Origin of the sequence: Bacteroides cellulolyticus (assembly GCF_025567135.1) — a bacterium.
Lineage (GTDB): Bacteria > Bacteroidota > Bacteroidia > Bacteroidales > Bacteroidaceae > Phocaeicola > Phocaeicola cellulolyticus.
This window is the reverse complement of sequence record NZ_JAOQJJ010000004.1, coordinates 1-13670: the sequence shown is the minus strand read 5'-3', so window position 1 is coordinate 13670 and position 13670 is coordinate 1. Positions and strand designations below refer to the sequence as shown.

The 13670-nt window shown below is 36.1% G+C and carries 13 protein-coding genes; 11 read left to right on the top strand and 2 right to left on the bottom strand.

Features of this window, described 5'->3' with window-relative positions; all coding sequences use genetic code 11:
* Window positions 1-20: 20 nt before the first annotated feature.
* The gene (locus tag OCV82_RS05810) at window positions 21-1364 is read right to left on the bottom strand and encodes a TolC family protein (RefSeq protein ID WP_154043579.1); all 1344 of its coding nucleotides are present in this window, start codon (window positions 1362-1364) and stop codon (window positions 21-23) included.
* Between the two features lie 162 nt (window positions 1365-1526).
* Between OCV82_RS05810 and OCV82_RS05805 the strand changes: the two genes are divergently transcribed.
* Genes OCV82_RS05805 through cydB form a run of 3 tightly spaced genes read left to right on the top strand, consistent with a single transcriptional unit; the run spans window position 1527 to window position 4472 of the window.
* Window positions 1527-1748, top strand: a complete 222-nt coding sequence (locus OCV82_RS05805; RefSeq protein WP_235340220.1) for a DUF4492 domain-containing protein — start codon at window positions 1527-1529, stop codon at window positions 1746-1748.
* 32 nt (window positions 1749-1780) lie between these two features.
* Window positions 1781-3283, top strand: a complete 1503-nt coding sequence (locus tag OCV82_RS05800; protein WP_154043577.1) for a cytochrome ubiquinol oxidase subunit I — start codon at window positions 1781-1783, stop codon at window positions 3281-3283.
* Between the two features lie 37 nt (window positions 3284-3320).
* Window positions 3321-4472 (top strand): cytochrome d ubiquinol oxidase subunit II, encoded by a 1152-nt coding sequence (cydB, locus tag OCV82_RS05795; RefSeq protein ID WP_154043576.1) that lies wholly within the window; start codon window positions 3321-3323, stop codon window positions 4470-4472.
* A gap of 93 nt (window positions 4473-4565) precedes the next feature.
* Here cydB and trxA read toward each other — a convergent pair whose 3' ends face one another.
* On the bottom strand, window positions 4566-4925 hold the full coding sequence (gene trxA / locus OCV82_RS05790; protein WP_154043575.1) for a thioredoxin: 360 nt from the start codon (window positions 4923-4925) through the stop codon (window positions 4566-4568).
* A gap of 178 nt (window positions 4926-5103) precedes the next feature.
* On the opposite strand from trxA, the gene OCV82_RS05785 reads away from it, so the two are divergent.
* From OCV82_RS05785 to OCV82_RS05750, 8 genes are all read left to right on the top strand, one after another.
* On the top strand, window positions 5104-6033 hold the full coding sequence (locus tag OCV82_RS05785) for a LysR substrate-binding domain-containing protein (protein ID WP_154043574.1): 930 nt from the start codon (window positions 5104-5106) through the stop codon (window positions 6031-6033).
* A gap of 677 nt (window positions 6034-6710) precedes the next feature.
* Window positions 6711-7043, top strand: coding sequence for a hypothetical protein (locus OCV82_RS05780; RefSeq protein ID WP_154043573.1), 333 nt, complete (start codon window positions 6711-6713; stop codon window positions 7041-7043).
* 15 nt (window positions 7044-7058) lie between these two features.
* Window positions 7059-7496, top strand: a complete 438-nt coding sequence (locus OCV82_RS05775) for a BT0820 family HAD-type phosphatase (RefSeq protein ID WP_154043572.1) — start codon at window positions 7059-7061, stop codon at window positions 7494-7496.
* Window positions 7497-7502: 6 nt separating this feature from the next.
* On the top strand, window positions 7503-8606 hold the full coding sequence (locus OCV82_RS05770) for an acyltransferase family protein (protein WP_154043571.1): 1104 nt from the start codon (window positions 7503-7505) through the stop codon (window positions 8604-8606).
* Between the two features lie 21 nt (window positions 8607-8627).
* On the top strand, window positions 8628-10247 hold the full coding sequence (locus OCV82_RS05765; RefSeq protein WP_262543098.1) for a phosphoethanolamine transferase: 1620 nt from the start codon (window positions 8628-8630) through the stop codon (window positions 10245-10247).
* A complete protein-coding gene (locus tag OCV82_RS05760) occupies window positions 10237-11418 on the top strand; it encodes a Coenzyme F420 hydrogenase/dehydrogenase, beta subunit C-terminal domain (RefSeq protein WP_262543097.1) in 1182 nt (393 codons plus the stop codon). Before OCV82_RS05765 ends, OCV82_RS05760 begins: the two co-directional genes overlap by 11 nt.
* 13 nt (window positions 11419-11431) lie before the next feature.
* Complete coding sequence (locus OCV82_RS05755; RefSeq protein WP_262543095.1) at window positions 11432-12970, top strand: lipopolysaccharide biosynthesis protein; 1539 nt, start codon at window positions 11432-11434, stop codon at window positions 12968-12970.
* A 4-nt stretch (window positions 12971-12974) separates the two neighbouring features.
* Window positions 12975-13613: a polysaccharide pyruvyl transferase family protein gene (locus tag OCV82_RS05750; RefSeq protein WP_154043569.1), complete on the top strand. Its 639-nt coding sequence runs from the start codon at window positions 12975-12977 to the stop codon at window positions 13611-13613.
* Window positions 13614-13670 lie beyond the last annotated feature (57 nt).

The window sequence follows — 13670 nt, the reverse complement described above, 5'->3', positions numbered from 1 at the left end:
TATAATTTAATTTGCCTGTGTCAAAGCTTTATGTCGTTTCCTGCATAGAAATCAAGTAGCGCTCTGTCAAGTATAGCCATGTATTTGGCCTGAACACGCTGCTGCTGTGCGCTCAGCAGATTATTTTTTTCAGTAAGCAGTTCCACAGTATTCTTTATGCCGAGATTAAACTGTTCGTTCACTATATCGAAGCTGGTCTGACAGCTTTGTAGCTTGCTGTTGGCAGCTTCATATTGTTGCTGTGCATTCAGTGCATCCAGCCATAAACTTTCTATAGTGGAATAAAGTTCCTTTTGTTTGTTTATCAGGTCCAATTGTGATGAACTGTATGTAATCTGCGCTTTCTGTACTGCACTTTTAGTCTGCCTGTTGTTGAATATAGGAATACTCAGATTTATACCAATCATATTGTTCCATCCGTATTTCATCTGTTCTGCCCAGTTGTTTGTGCTGGCATTGTTTGTCATACTTGATGTTGAGGCCGACAGGCTTATTGTAGGCAGGTATCCGGCCTTAGCTGTTTTTATACCAAGCTTGGCATTGTCTATACTCAGCTTGCTGCTCTGTATTTCTGGTCTTGATGTCAGTGCTGTATTGTAAACGTCTATCTGGTTGGGCAAAACAGCCATAACATCCTCATCTTTCAGTTCCGGCATGTCAAGAACCATTTCTGTAGTACCGTCAAGTTCCAAGAGCTGTTTTAGTTGGAGTTTGTAATTTCTCAGTGTGCTTTCCGCTGTTACCAGTTGATACTTGTCGTTGCTTGCCTGAGCTTCCAGTTGGGCTACATCCGATTTCGACAGACTTCCTTCGTTAAACAGCTCTACTGCACGCTTGTATGTAGCTTCGCTCACTTCCAGTGTGTTTTTGTTAATCTCTACCGATTCGTTGGCATATAGAATCTGCACGAATAGTTTCGTTATTTCCTCTTGCAGCATGTTTTCTGTTTCGGCCACTGACAACCCGGCTATTTCTTTGTTTGTCTTCTGCTGCTTGATGTTGTTCAGTCGTTGTCCTCCGTTCCACAGTGTCCATTGTGCGCTGAGGCTGTAGCTCCCGTTGTATGTGTTATTGTTGTCGCTGGTGATAATCTCAGTTCCGCTTACGGTTGCACTTGTTTCCTGATACGGACGGTTTACCAGATTATGTCCTGTAGAGAAAGACAGGCTTGGAAACAGTGATGCCTTTGCAGTTTTCACATCCACATCAGCCTCTTCCAGCGAAAGTTTGTTTTGCTGCAGCTGTATGTTTTTCTCCAGAGCATAGTCAATGCAGTCTTGCAGGCTCCAGGTCTTGTTATCCTGAGCATATAGTCCTGTGCTTGAACTTAGGACTGCGATAATGAATAAATCCCTTTGTCTCATTTTTTACTGTTATCTTTAATTCTTTTCTGAGGCAAAATTATTCCTTATATAATATAGAGGCAAAAAAGATAGATTTGGCAAAGAAATATGTGGACCAAACCTTGATTTTTCACGATAAATCATTTACTTTGTAATCATTATAAAAATATACGCTTGTTAATTATGAATATAATAGGAATTTATAGATTTTATGCAGACGGTTTCAGGTCTATGACTACAGGGCGTGTGCTTTGGTTCATAATACTGGTGAAACTGTTTGTGATGTTCTTTATAATCAAACTGTTCTTTTTCCCTTCTTTTCTGAAAGACAAGACTGCGGAGGAAAAACAGGATTATGTAGGCAATGAACTGATTATGCGGGCATCGGACTCTTATGCGAAATAATTGATCAAACTAACTTAATAAAACTTTATTTTATGATTGAAGCTATTGACACTTCTTTGATTGACTGGTCTAGGGCGCAGTTTGCCCTGACGGCCATGTATCACTGGCTGTTTGTTCCTCTCACACTCGGTCTGGCCGTGATAATGGGAACAATGGAAACAGTTTATTATCGTACTGGCAATGAGTTCTGGAAACGTACAGCCAAGTTCTGGATGAAACTTTTCGGAATAAACTTTGCCGTCGGTGTTGCCACCGGACTTATTCTTGAGTTCCAGTTCGGAACCAACTGGAGTAATTATTCGTGGTTTGTGGGCGACATATTCGGTGCCCCGTTGGCGATAGAGGGAATACTGGCATTCTTTATGGAGGCTACATTCATTGCCGTTATGTTCTTCGGATGGGAGAAGGTGAGCCGCCGCTTCCACCTTGCATCTACATGGCTCACCGGACTTGGAGCTACGATTTCGGCATGGTGGATATTGGTTGCAAATTCGTGGATGCAATATCCTGTAGGAATGGAATTCAATCCGGATACCATGCGTAATGAGATGGTAGATTTTATGTCCGTAGCATTCTCGCCTGTAGCAGTAGTAAAGTTCTTCCATACAGTTATAAGCAGCTGGATTTTAGGAGCTGTTTTTGTTGTGGGAGTAAGCTGTTGGTATCTTATAAAGAAACGTGAAAAAGAATTTGCCAAGGCAAGCATAAAGGTAGCTTCTGCCGTAGGTCTGTTTGCATCTATAGTTACTGCAGCTACAGGCGACCAGTCGGCATATCAGGTGGCTCAGGTACAGCCTATGAAACTTGCGTCAATGGAAGCCCTCTATGACGGAAGTGCGCATGCTCCTCTTACAGTTGTGGGTCCTGTGGAAATACCTGAAATGCTTTCGGTTCTTGCCACACACAGTACAGACGGCTTTGTTCCCGGTATAAACGATATAATGAAAGGCGGATACCAGCTTGCCGACGGAACAAAAGCCCTTTCAGTAGATGAAAAGGTGGAACGTGGAAAGATGGCAATCAAGGCATTGGCAGATTATAGAAAAGCTAAAAAAGAAGGCAATTCCGAGGAGATGGAAACATCGCTTAGTCTGCTTAACGAGAATATGCCATATTTCGGTTACGGATATATCAAGGACACATCCACACTGGTGCCAGACGTCGATCTTATGTTCTGGTCATTCCGTGTGATGGTAGGTTTGGGAATGTACTTCATTGTTCTGTTTGCTGTCATGATGTTCCTCACATGGAAGAAGACATGCAATGTGGATTATCACAACTGGCTGCTGTGGCTGGGAGTGTGGAGTATTCCTCTGGCATATATCGCCAGTCAGGCAGGATGGATAGTTGCCGAAGTGGGACGTCAGCCATGGACTATTCAGGATATGCTTCCTGTTGATGCGGCAATATCCAAACTAGAGACCGGTTCTGTACAGACCACATTCTTCATATTCCTAATCATGTTCACCGTTCTTCTGATAGCAGAGATAGGAATAATGCTCAAGGCTATTAAACACGGTCCGGAGGAGAAATAACACTATATTGTTTTGATAAATATTATTTACATTTGATATGGAATCTACATATATATTCTTACAGCACTATTGGTGGTTCATCGTGTCACTGCTGGGTGCAATACTGGTGTTCCTGCTGTTCGTGCAGGGAGGCAATTCTTTGATTTACCGTATAGGGCAGACCGAAGAAGAGAGAAAGATGCTTGTAAACTCTACAGGCAGAAAGTGGGAGTTCACGTTTACTACGCTTGTAACCTTCGGAGGGGCATTCTTTGCATCCTTCCCATTATTCTATAGTACAAGTTTCGGAGGAGCATACTGGCTTTGGATGATAATACTTTTCACTTTCGTGCTTCAGGCGGTATCATATGAGTTTCAGTCCAAGCTGGGCAATCTGCTGGGGCAGCGTACATACAGATACTTCCTTATGCTGAACGGTGTGATGGGACCTTTGCTACTCGGAATGGCTGTGTCAACATTCTTCTATGGCTCAAACTTCGAAGTAACAAAGGATAATCTTACCGAACTTGGTATGCCTGTCATCAGCACATGGTCAAACGGATGGCACGGGCTTGACGCCTTTGCCGAGCCATGGAATCTGGTGCTCGGAATGGCAGTGTTCTTCCTGGCAAGACTTCTTGGAGGAATGTATTTCATCAATAATATAGATAATGAACCGATAAATAACCGCTGCCGCCGACAGCTGATTTCCGATGCGGTGCCTTTCCTTCTGTTTTTCCTGGCATACGTGATACGCACATTGCTGAAAGACGGATTTGCCGTAAATCCGGAAACCCAGACGATAGTGATGGAACCTTATAAGTATTTCAACAATTTCGTTGATATGCCATATCTTCTTGTATTGTTCCTTGCAGGTGTAGTATGCGTGTTGTACGGTCTTGGCAAGAGCATCCTGATTTCAACATATAAGAAAGGTATATGGTTTTCCGGTATAGGAACAGTATTGACAGTCCTTTCTTTGTTACTTGTTGCAGGATATAACAATACGGCATATTATCCGTCGTTGACTGATTTGCAGAGTTCGCTCACGATATCAAACAGCTGCTCCAGCCTCTTCACTCTCAAGACCATGGCATATGTGTCAATTCTTGTTCCGTTTGTTTTGGCTTATATAATTTATGCATGGCGTGCTATAGACCGCAAATCTATTACTGCGGATGAGATAAAAAATGATGACCATGCATATTGATGCTTGATTCAGATAAACACATAACAGAATGTGCCGGATAGCAGCTTTTCCTTTTAGCTGTTTCCGGCACATTTCGTTTTGTGTTAAAATATATTATCCCAAGAGTACCTTCTGTATAGCATCCTTCAATGCAGGTTTAGGCATAGCTCCCTGAGCCATCTGTGGAGCGCCGGTCATAGGTACGAAGAGTAGTGTAGGTACGCTGCGTATAGCAAATAGTCCTGCCAGTTCCTCTTCCTGGTCAACATCTATCTTATATATGTCTATCTTTCCGTCATATTCCTCTGCCAGTTCATCCAGTACCGGAGCCAGCATCTTGCAAGGTCCGCACCATGTGGCATAGAAGTCTATCAGAGCGGGACGCTCACCAAGGAACTTCCATTCGTTAGGGTTAGTTTCATAATTGGCTACTTTATTCAGGAATTCTTCTTTAGTCAAATGTTTTGCTTTCATAATCAATCATTATTTAGGTTATTACTTCATTATTTATTAGGATCGTATGTCTTTACCATATTCTTAATAATTCGTTCATGGTAGTAATTGTTTTAAGTTTCTGATGCAAAAGTACGCTACTTACGCTACGCAGACAACAGATTATTTCTATCTTTGTATAGACAAAATCTATAGAATCATGAATTTACAACAGATGGAATATATTGTGGCACTCGACAAGTACCGTCATTTCGTACTTGCTGCCGAGGCATGCGGTGTTACTCAGCCAACACTGAGTGCCATGATTCAGAAACTTGAAGAAGAACTTGACGTTAAGATTTTCAGCCGCGACAGAAGGAATGTAGCCCCCACAGCCATAGGGCAGAAGATAATACGCCAGGCACAGATAGCACTGAACGAATCGCAGAGAATAAAGGAACTTGTATCCGACGAGACCAGTACTATGACTGGTAGTCTGAGGATAGGAATACTCCCTACAATAGCCCCGTACTTGGTGCCTGACTTCATTCATAAATTTCGTGACATGCATCCCGATGTAGATCTGTCTATCGACGAGAAAGAAAATGCCTCACTTGTACGTGAACTTCGTTTCGGAAATATCGATATAGCCATCTCCACCATGCCGGAGGATAGGGAAGGAATATTGGAAATACCGGTCTATATAGAGAAGTTTGTAGCGTATTTCTCTCCGGAGTGCAGCCAGGCACAGAAGATAATAGCAAGCGGAAGCCTGCCTGCCGAACAGATGTGGATACTGAAGGAAGGACATTGCGTACCTAACGGTTCGATGAACTTCTGCAAGAACAAGGATATAGGGAACCACATCTACGAGGCCGGCAGTATAGAAACACTGGTCAGGATAGTTGACCGCAACGGCGGTTATACCATTATTCCGGAACTTCACATCCCTTTCCTGTCAGACAGTCAGAAAGAAAATGTTGTACACCTGAATGTCACTCCTCCTGCTCAAAGGTGTGTATCCATACTTATAAAAGACGATTTCATAAGGGAACGTGCCGTAAATGCCGTGTTGGAAACAATGAAATCAATAATTCCGGACTATATGATGGAAGAAAGACTCAGAAAACATAAGATAAAACTCCGGTAAATCATGATGCTGATACATTAAAAAAAATGAACTGTCGTTTAAAGTAAAACGGACGCTCGTTTTAAGTAAAACGTGCGCACGTTTTGGATAAGATATGCGCACGTTTTGATTTTTTGTTACCAAAAGTATTGATATATAAATATCAATCCTTATCTTTGTCCCATAAAAAACATTGTTTTTTTAAAGTTTTTTGTATAAATGTAAAAAAAAGAAACTTTTAAAAGATGTTTTTGTGCTATTGATAAATGTATGTTATTATAGCAAATTTATTCTAAGAAATTATGATGAATTAATGTAGGGGATGTTTCTTGGATGTACATATATAATAGACTGAGTATCGAAGTCACTGTATAGTACAGATTCTCTTTCTGTTGCCGGGCAAATGGCGTATTAATAACGAATCAGTAAACTGGTGCGGAAGAGAGATTGTATATTAAATGGAAATGAAAATGTTGTCTTGGTGTTACATTTATGTGAGGAATTACAGGGTAAAAGATATCCTCCATATATTAGAACAAAAATTCAATGTATTTGTTCATAAGACAGTAAAATACAAACAAGTAAAAAAACACGTAGTAAAAGAAGAAGTCCCGACTATATCAGGACTAGTATTTATTCAGGGTGAAGTATCCGATATTCAAACATATTTAAATAGTAAATGTCCGGGTGTATATTTGATGAAAGACCGTAGAACCGGACTTCCTGCCGTTATTCGTGATAAATCAATGCAGACATTTATTCGTATGTCGCGTGTGTCACCATATCGCATCAGGTTTATGCAGCATCCAATAGACTATTATTCTACAGGTCATCCTTTGGTAAAGATAACTTCAGGGATACTTGATGGTGTTGAAGGCTATCAGATACGTATATCCCGCGATAAATGTCTCGTTACCACTATTGGAGGTCTTACCATAGCTATCGGAGGAATCAGTAAGGAAAATTTTGAGAATATAGATGAGTATTCTGATATTATCCGGTCATTAGACTCTATAAAAGAAGAATCATAATAATTATAGCATACTATGATAATAGCGGTCGATTTTGATGGAACAATAGTAGAACACAGATATCCTGAGATCGGTAAGGAGATTCCCTTTGCCATAGCTACATTGAAACAGTTACAGGCGGAGCGCCATATCCTGATTCTGTGGACAGTGCGTGAGGGCAAATTGCTCGACGATGCGGTGGAATATTGTCGCAGCCGTGGACTTGAGTTCTATGCCGTAAATGCCAACCATCCTGATGAGCTGCCGCAGGAAAACCCTTCCTGCCCGTGCCGCAAGCTGCGTGCCGATTTGTTTATCGACGACCGTAATGTAGGTTATCTTCCCGACTGGGGAGCCATTTACGAAATGGTAAAGCGCAAAATAAGCAGCCGTCGTTATTACCGTGAGATGTATCAGGATTATGTTGAGGAAAAGCCTTCGTTCTGGAAGAGGGTGTTTGGAGGAAAAAGGTAAATTATTATGAAGTCATTTACTGTTAATTTGACAAAAGAGGATACCCTGATTATTAAAGGTATTGCAATAATAGCGATAGTATTGCATAATTATTTCCATATATTTAATGGTGTTGTACGTGAAAATGAATTTGGATATAGTCCAGACAATTTTCTTATGTTATGGTCATCATTACAGAATTCTTTTTTACATTTTTTCGTTAACTTCATATCCATGTACGGACATTATGGTGTAGTAGCTTTTTTCTTTGTCAGTGGTTATGGATTAGCTAAAAAATATAAAGGTATAGAGTTAGAGCATGATTTTATTCTCAAAAATGCAATCAAGTTGTGGAAACTTTTTGTTCCTATATTGATTTGTTTTGTCGGTCTTGCAATAATAAAAGCTTTTATTACTGAGGATTTTTCATCAGCATCAGAACATATAGGAGTAGTACTATGTAAGGCTTTGTCAAGAATATTGTTTATAAGTAATTTTTATGGTGAAACAGTCTTTTGGGTAAGTGGTCCTTGGTGGTTCTTTTCAGCTATATTTCAGATGTATGTGTTATATAAATTTCTTTTTTCAAAGGTATCATCGACAGTTTGGCTTTTTGCAATAGCTTTATTGATGGTTGGAATACAATTGTTTTATTATTTGAATAATCCTGATATTAGTTTGATACGTTATAACGCTCCGGCTTGGATTCCTGCATTTATTTTAGGAATAATATTCGCTAAACATGAAATAAAACTTTCAGTGTTTGTAATGATATTGTTATCTGTGGTTTGTTTTATAATAGACTATTCTTTCATTACATGGATTTTAGGATATAGTCTGTTCGTTTTTACATTCTTATTATTGTTATATATAACGAAAAATACAATACTGAAAAAAATCTTTATTAAAACAGGTGAATTGTCAGCATATCTATTTGTAACAAATACTTTTGTGCGTACATTTTTTAATACTTTTATATGTAAACCTGAATATATTCAACCTGTATGGTTGATTATTATAACCGGAATAATAGATTTGTTATTATGCTTTGTAATAGCTTTTCTTTATAGAAAAATTATTTTATATATAAGTAAAACTACATGCTTAAATTCATTAAAATGGATAAGATGAATTAGATTGGTAAAAATGATTATGGATAAAATAGGAAGAAGTTTAGAAAAAATATTTACTTTTTTGTGTAAACCATTTACTGAGTATATAAGTTTTTTTATAACAGTATTTTTTATGTCTTCTATAGTGGATTTTATAGGTTATACACAATTAGTTTCTTTTCCGAAAGCTATTTTTATAGCATTACATCATTATTTTATATGTTATATTTTAACTATAATATTGTTGGTTTTGCCTAAATATATAAGATGTTTCTATAAAATTTTTGTTTATTCGTTGTTAGCTATTAATCTGTTGATTGATTCTGTTTGTGTTTTTAAATTTCATTTTGTATTTAATTCTGATGTTTTTGGTATAATATTAGGAACAAATAAGGAGGAAGTTTATGAATTCATTAAAACATATATATCTATTGATTTTATATTAGTTGTTTTGTTGGTATTTATTTTCTTCTATACATTATACAATATATTATTAAAAGTAAAAATTGTAATAAATACAAAGGTAAATATAATATTGTTATCTGTAGTATTTATCAGTATATTGTCTTTTATTTTTGTAAGCAGTAAGAATTTTGGAATAGTATCTGTTACTAAGTTATATACAATATTAAATGTGGATGTACCACCTAACCTTAAAGACTATTATGTTAATCCTAGTTTGAAGATAATAAAAAAACACAAACCTAAAAATATTATAATGATAATTGGTGAATCATTTTCAAAGTCGCACAGCTCTTTATATGGCTATGAAAAAAATACAAATCCACGATTGTCTATTCTTGAAAATAATAGTGAACTTTATGTATTCAGTAATGTCAAATCTTCAGGACTTTATACGATTGAGGCTTTTCAAGGATTGATGAGTACTTATAAACAAGAATATAAAGATAGTATTAAATGGTATAAATGTTTGACTATTCAAGAAATTTTAAGAAGAAATGATTATAATCAAATTTGGATTTCAAACCAAAGTAAAACGGGTTTGTATGATAATGTTGTAACAAAATATTCAGAATTGTGTGATACTGTTGTTTTTGTTGGAGATTGTTATTCTGGTAGTTTTAAATGGACGAGAAATGATTATGACGAATTATTATTAGAACCTATTGAAAAATATAATCATAAATCAAATAGCAAGAATAATTTTTATTTTATTCATTTGATGGGTTCTCATCATGAATTTAATAAAAGATATCCTCAATCATTTGATGTCTTTAAAGAACAAGACTATTTGAATGAAAAAGAACATAAAAGAAAAAAAATTGCTGAATATGATAACTCTGTTTTGTATAATGATTATATTGTAAATGAAATAATTAAGATATTTAAAAAAGAGGAGGCTTTGATATTTTATTTTTCCGATCATGCATTAGATATTTTTGAAAGTAGAGAAGATTATATAGGTCATGCTAGACATAATGATATAAAATCAGTAGAAGCAGGAAGTAATATACCTTTTATTTTGTATGTAAGTCCTAAATATCAAGCTAATTTTCCTGATGATTGCGAACGTATTAAGAAAGCTGTTAATAAAAAATTTAGAACTGATGATATGATTTATACTATAATGGATGTCATAGGGGTAGAATTTGAGGATAATAATGATGTTGAGAGATATTCCTTGTTTAATGATTTTTAGTGATTTTATAAATATATTTGTTGTATTTTTGATTGTCAGGAGATTAATAGGAATGTCTGTTGCAAATAAAAAGAAAAAAGATTGTTGTGGATGTAATGCTTGTGCGGAAATTTGTCCTAAACATTGCATTAGTATGATTGAAGATGCTAAAGGGTTTTTATATCCGCAAGTTGATAGCTCTATTTGTGTAGAGTGTTATGCCTGCGAAAAAGTATGTCCCATTGATACAGCAAAAAAGTCATTGTTGGTTCCTTTGAAAGCATTTGCAGCTTGGAATAAAAATAGAAAGGAACATTTATTGAGTTCTTCTGGTGGAGCAGCTTATGTTTTATCATCACATATACTAGATTCAGAAGGTGTTGTTTACGGTTGTACAGCTAATGGGATTGATGTTCGACATATCAGAATAGAAAATAAATCGGAACTGTATAAACTCCAAGGGTCAAAGTATGTTCAAAGTGATGTTCGTGGTTTATTCAAGAATGTAAAAGAAGATTTAAAAAACGGAAAGTCTGTATTATTTATCGGGACGCCATGTCAGGTAGCAGGATTGAAAAACTATATTGGAAGAAGTGTTAAAAACTTATATCTTATCGATTTGATTTGTCATGGTGTACCATCACAAAAAATGCTGCATGAGCATATAAAATATATAGCTAAAGGACGGGAAATACAGAAAATTGCTTTTCGTAAAGGAAATGATATAATACTATCTTTGCAGTCAACCGATTTTGACTATGAAGTAAATTTATGGAAATTCCCGTACAGAGATATGTATATAAATGGCTTTATGCAAGGTATGATTTATAGATCTAGTTGTTATGAATGTCCTTTTGCATGCTCTGACCGACTATCTGATATTACTATTGGTGATTTTTGGGGATTGCATAATAGAGAATCTTTACCTAAAGAAATCCAAGATGGTGTAAGTGTATTGTTGCCAATGACAGAAAAAGGTCTAAACTTGATTTATTCGGTGGAGTCTAAAATGCATATTTTGGAACGTAGTGTCGATGAAGCAGTAAATGGAAACTCTCAATTGCGGTTCCCATCAATTCAGAGCCGAAGAGCCCGTTTGTTTAGTATGCTCTATAATATATTGCCATTTGATATAGCGCTTAATTTAGTTGTGGTAGATCAAAAAATAAAGTGGATGCTCCAAAATCGATAGAAAAACTTTTTTCATGATATCAGAAACGAATAAAAGGATTGCCAAGAATACGATATTTTTATATATAAGGACCTTCGTATCTATGTTGATTTCGTTATATACTTCGCGAAAAATTCTGGAAGCGTTAGGAATTTCTGATTTCGGTATTCTCAATGTTGTAGGTGGAGTTATTTCTATGTTAACTTTTTTGAATGGCTCTATGTCAGTAGCCACTCAACGTTTTCTTACTTTTGAGTTAGGGAGAAACGATAAGAAAAGTTATAACCGGACTTTCAATATGTCTTTAATTATACATTTGGGCCTTGCTACAATAGTTCTTATTGCTGCTGAAACAATAGGTCTTTGGTTTGTAAATACCTACTTGAATATACCGGATTGGCGCATGATCGCTGCAAATTGGGTTTATCAAGCATCTGTACTTTCCACAATATTGGGTATAGTGCAGACCCCGTATCACGCATCTATTGTATCACATGAACATATGTACATTTATGCTTATGTTGGTCTTGGAGAGTCATTCGGGAAACTATTTCTTGTATTATTGCTAATTGTTTATCCTTATGACCGTCTTATATTCTGGGGATTTGTAATGTTTGCTTTCCAGTTTCTGATTGCAATAATATATAGAGTTTATTGTGGCAGAAAGTTTCCTGAATGTAAAATACATTTAAAGTGGGACAAGACAATTTTCAATTCCATGGCTAAATTTACAGGTTGGAATATGTTTGGAACTATAGCATGGTTGTTAAAGGACCAAGGTGTAAATATATTGATGAATATCTTTGGTGGTCCTGTAGCTAATGCTGCTAGGGGAGTAGCCAATCAGATTGCAGGGGCAATTAATGGACTTACTGGTGGATTTCAAAGTGCAGTGAATCCACAAATTACCAAAAGATATGCAGCTTGCGAATCTGGAGCGATGTGTAAACTTTTATGTGAAAGTTCTAAGATTTCATATTTACTGCTGTTATTTATAGCTTTACCCGTAATGATGGAAATTGATTTTATTCTAGAGTTATGGCTTGTAGAAGTACCTCCAATGGCATCTTTATTTACTTGCATTATTATTATTGAGGCTTTATTTGGAGTTCTTGGAACGCCTATGATTACTTCACTTATGGCTACTGGTAATATAAAATGGTATCAGATTATTGTCGGTTCATCTTTACTTTTTATTGTTCCAGTTGCATATTTGTTGTTAAAAATAGGATATCCAATAGTCACAGCATTAATAGTATCAGCTCTGTTTATACTGTTGGGTGACGTACTTCGACTAATATTTTGCAAGAAACAGATTGGATTGTCATTACGGAAATATGTAACGAGCGTTGTTTTCCCTATCACAGCAGTAACGATTCTGTCATCAGTTTTACCATTTTTCATCCATTATAATATGATAGAAGGGTGGACTAGATTTTTACTCTCAACATTCGTTACTATCATTTCAGTAGCAATCTTTACATATTTTATTGGTCTTACATTAACAGAACGTTCATTTATTGTTAATGCTATATTACCAAAATTGAAAGATTTTATTCATATCAAACGTTAATTATATGAAAAAAGTTGGAATAATAACTTTTCACGCTTCCCATAATTACGGTTCTATGCTTCAGGCTTATGCCTTGCAGCATATAGTTCAAAATTTAGGCTACGATTGTGAAATTATTAATTTTAGAAGTTTATCCCAAAAAGAAATGTATAAGCCTATCTTTATGAAAGGGACGCTTTACGGTAGATGTGTACGTTTCATTATACAGTCAAGATATGTATTGGGAATAATCAAAAAACAAAGGTTATTTGAAGAGTTCCTAAAAAAAGAATTGAAATTATCTTCAAAAGAATATACAACTTTTGAAGATCTTAAAAATGCAGACTTCAATTATGATTATTATATATCAGGAAGCGACCAAATTTGGAATGTACGATGTTATGATTTTAACTATGCCTATTTTTTACCTTTCGTAAAATCAGGTAAGAAGCGCATTGCATACGCTCCGAGCTTAGGACCGGATTTAAGTATGCAAACTCATGGAGATATTTCTAAAATTTCAGATTTATTGAAAAAATACGATGCAATAAGCGTTAGAGAACCCACTGGTGCTAAATATATAGTAAACCTTTGCCAGAAATCAGTCTCTGTAGTATTAGACCCAACTTTGTTATTGAGTAAGCATTCAGTAAACCCCGTATGATTAGAACTGGTAAAGCCGGCATAGATTGTCTATTAAAAATTTCGACTTGTCTCTGAA

What these genes read in the sequence shown, in the direction of transcription:
- OCV82_RS05810 (WP_154043579.1), bottom strand. Translation starts at nt 1,364, where the DNA reads ATGAGACAAAGGGATTTATTCATTATCGCAGTCCTAAGTTCAAGCACA.
- OCV82_RS05805 (WP_235340220.1), top strand. Translation starts at nt 1,527, where the DNA reads ATGAATATAATAGGAATTTATAGATTTTATGCAGACGGTTTCAGGTCT.
- OCV82_RS05800 (WP_154043577.1), top strand. Translation starts at nt 1,781, where the DNA reads ATGATTGAAGCTATTGACACTTCTTTGATTGACTGGTCTAGGGCGCAG.
- cydB (WP_154043576.1), top strand. Translation starts at nt 3,321, where the DNA reads ATGGAATCTACATATATATTCTTACAGCACTATTGGTGGTTCATCGTG.
- trxA (WP_154043575.1), bottom strand. Translation starts at nt 4,925, where the DNA reads ATGAAAGCAAAACATTTGACTAAAGAAGAATTCCTGAATAAAGTAGCC.
- OCV82_RS05785 (WP_154043574.1), top strand. Translation starts at nt 5,104, where the DNA reads ATGAATTTACAACAGATGGAATATATTGTGGCACTCGACAAGTACCGT.
- OCV82_RS05780 (WP_154043573.1), top strand. Translation starts at nt 6,711, where the DNA reads ATGAAAGACCGTAGAACCGGACTTCCTGCCGTTATTCGTGATAAATCA.
- OCV82_RS05775 (WP_154043572.1), top strand. Translation starts at nt 7,059, where the DNA reads ATGATAATAGCGGTCGATTTTGATGGAACAATAGTAGAACACAGATAT.
- OCV82_RS05770 (WP_154043571.1), top strand. Translation starts at nt 7,503, where the DNA reads ATGAAGTCATTTACTGTTAATTTGACAAAAGAGGATACCCTGATTATT.
- OCV82_RS05765 (WP_262543098.1), top strand. Translation starts at nt 8,628, where the DNA reads ATGGATAAAATAGGAAGAAGTTTAGAAAAAATATTTACTTTTTTGTGT.
- OCV82_RS05760 (WP_262543097.1), top strand. Translation starts at nt 10,237, where the DNA reads ATGATTTTTAGTGATTTTATAAATATATTTGTTGTATTTTTGATTGTC.
- OCV82_RS05755 (WP_262543095.1), top strand. Translation starts at nt 11,432, where the DNA reads ATGATATCAGAAACGAATAAAAGGATTGCCAAGAATACGATATTTTTA.
- OCV82_RS05750 (WP_154043569.1), top strand. Translation starts at nt 12,975, where the DNA reads ATGAAAAAAGTTGGAATAATAACTTTTCACGCTTCCCATAATTACGGT.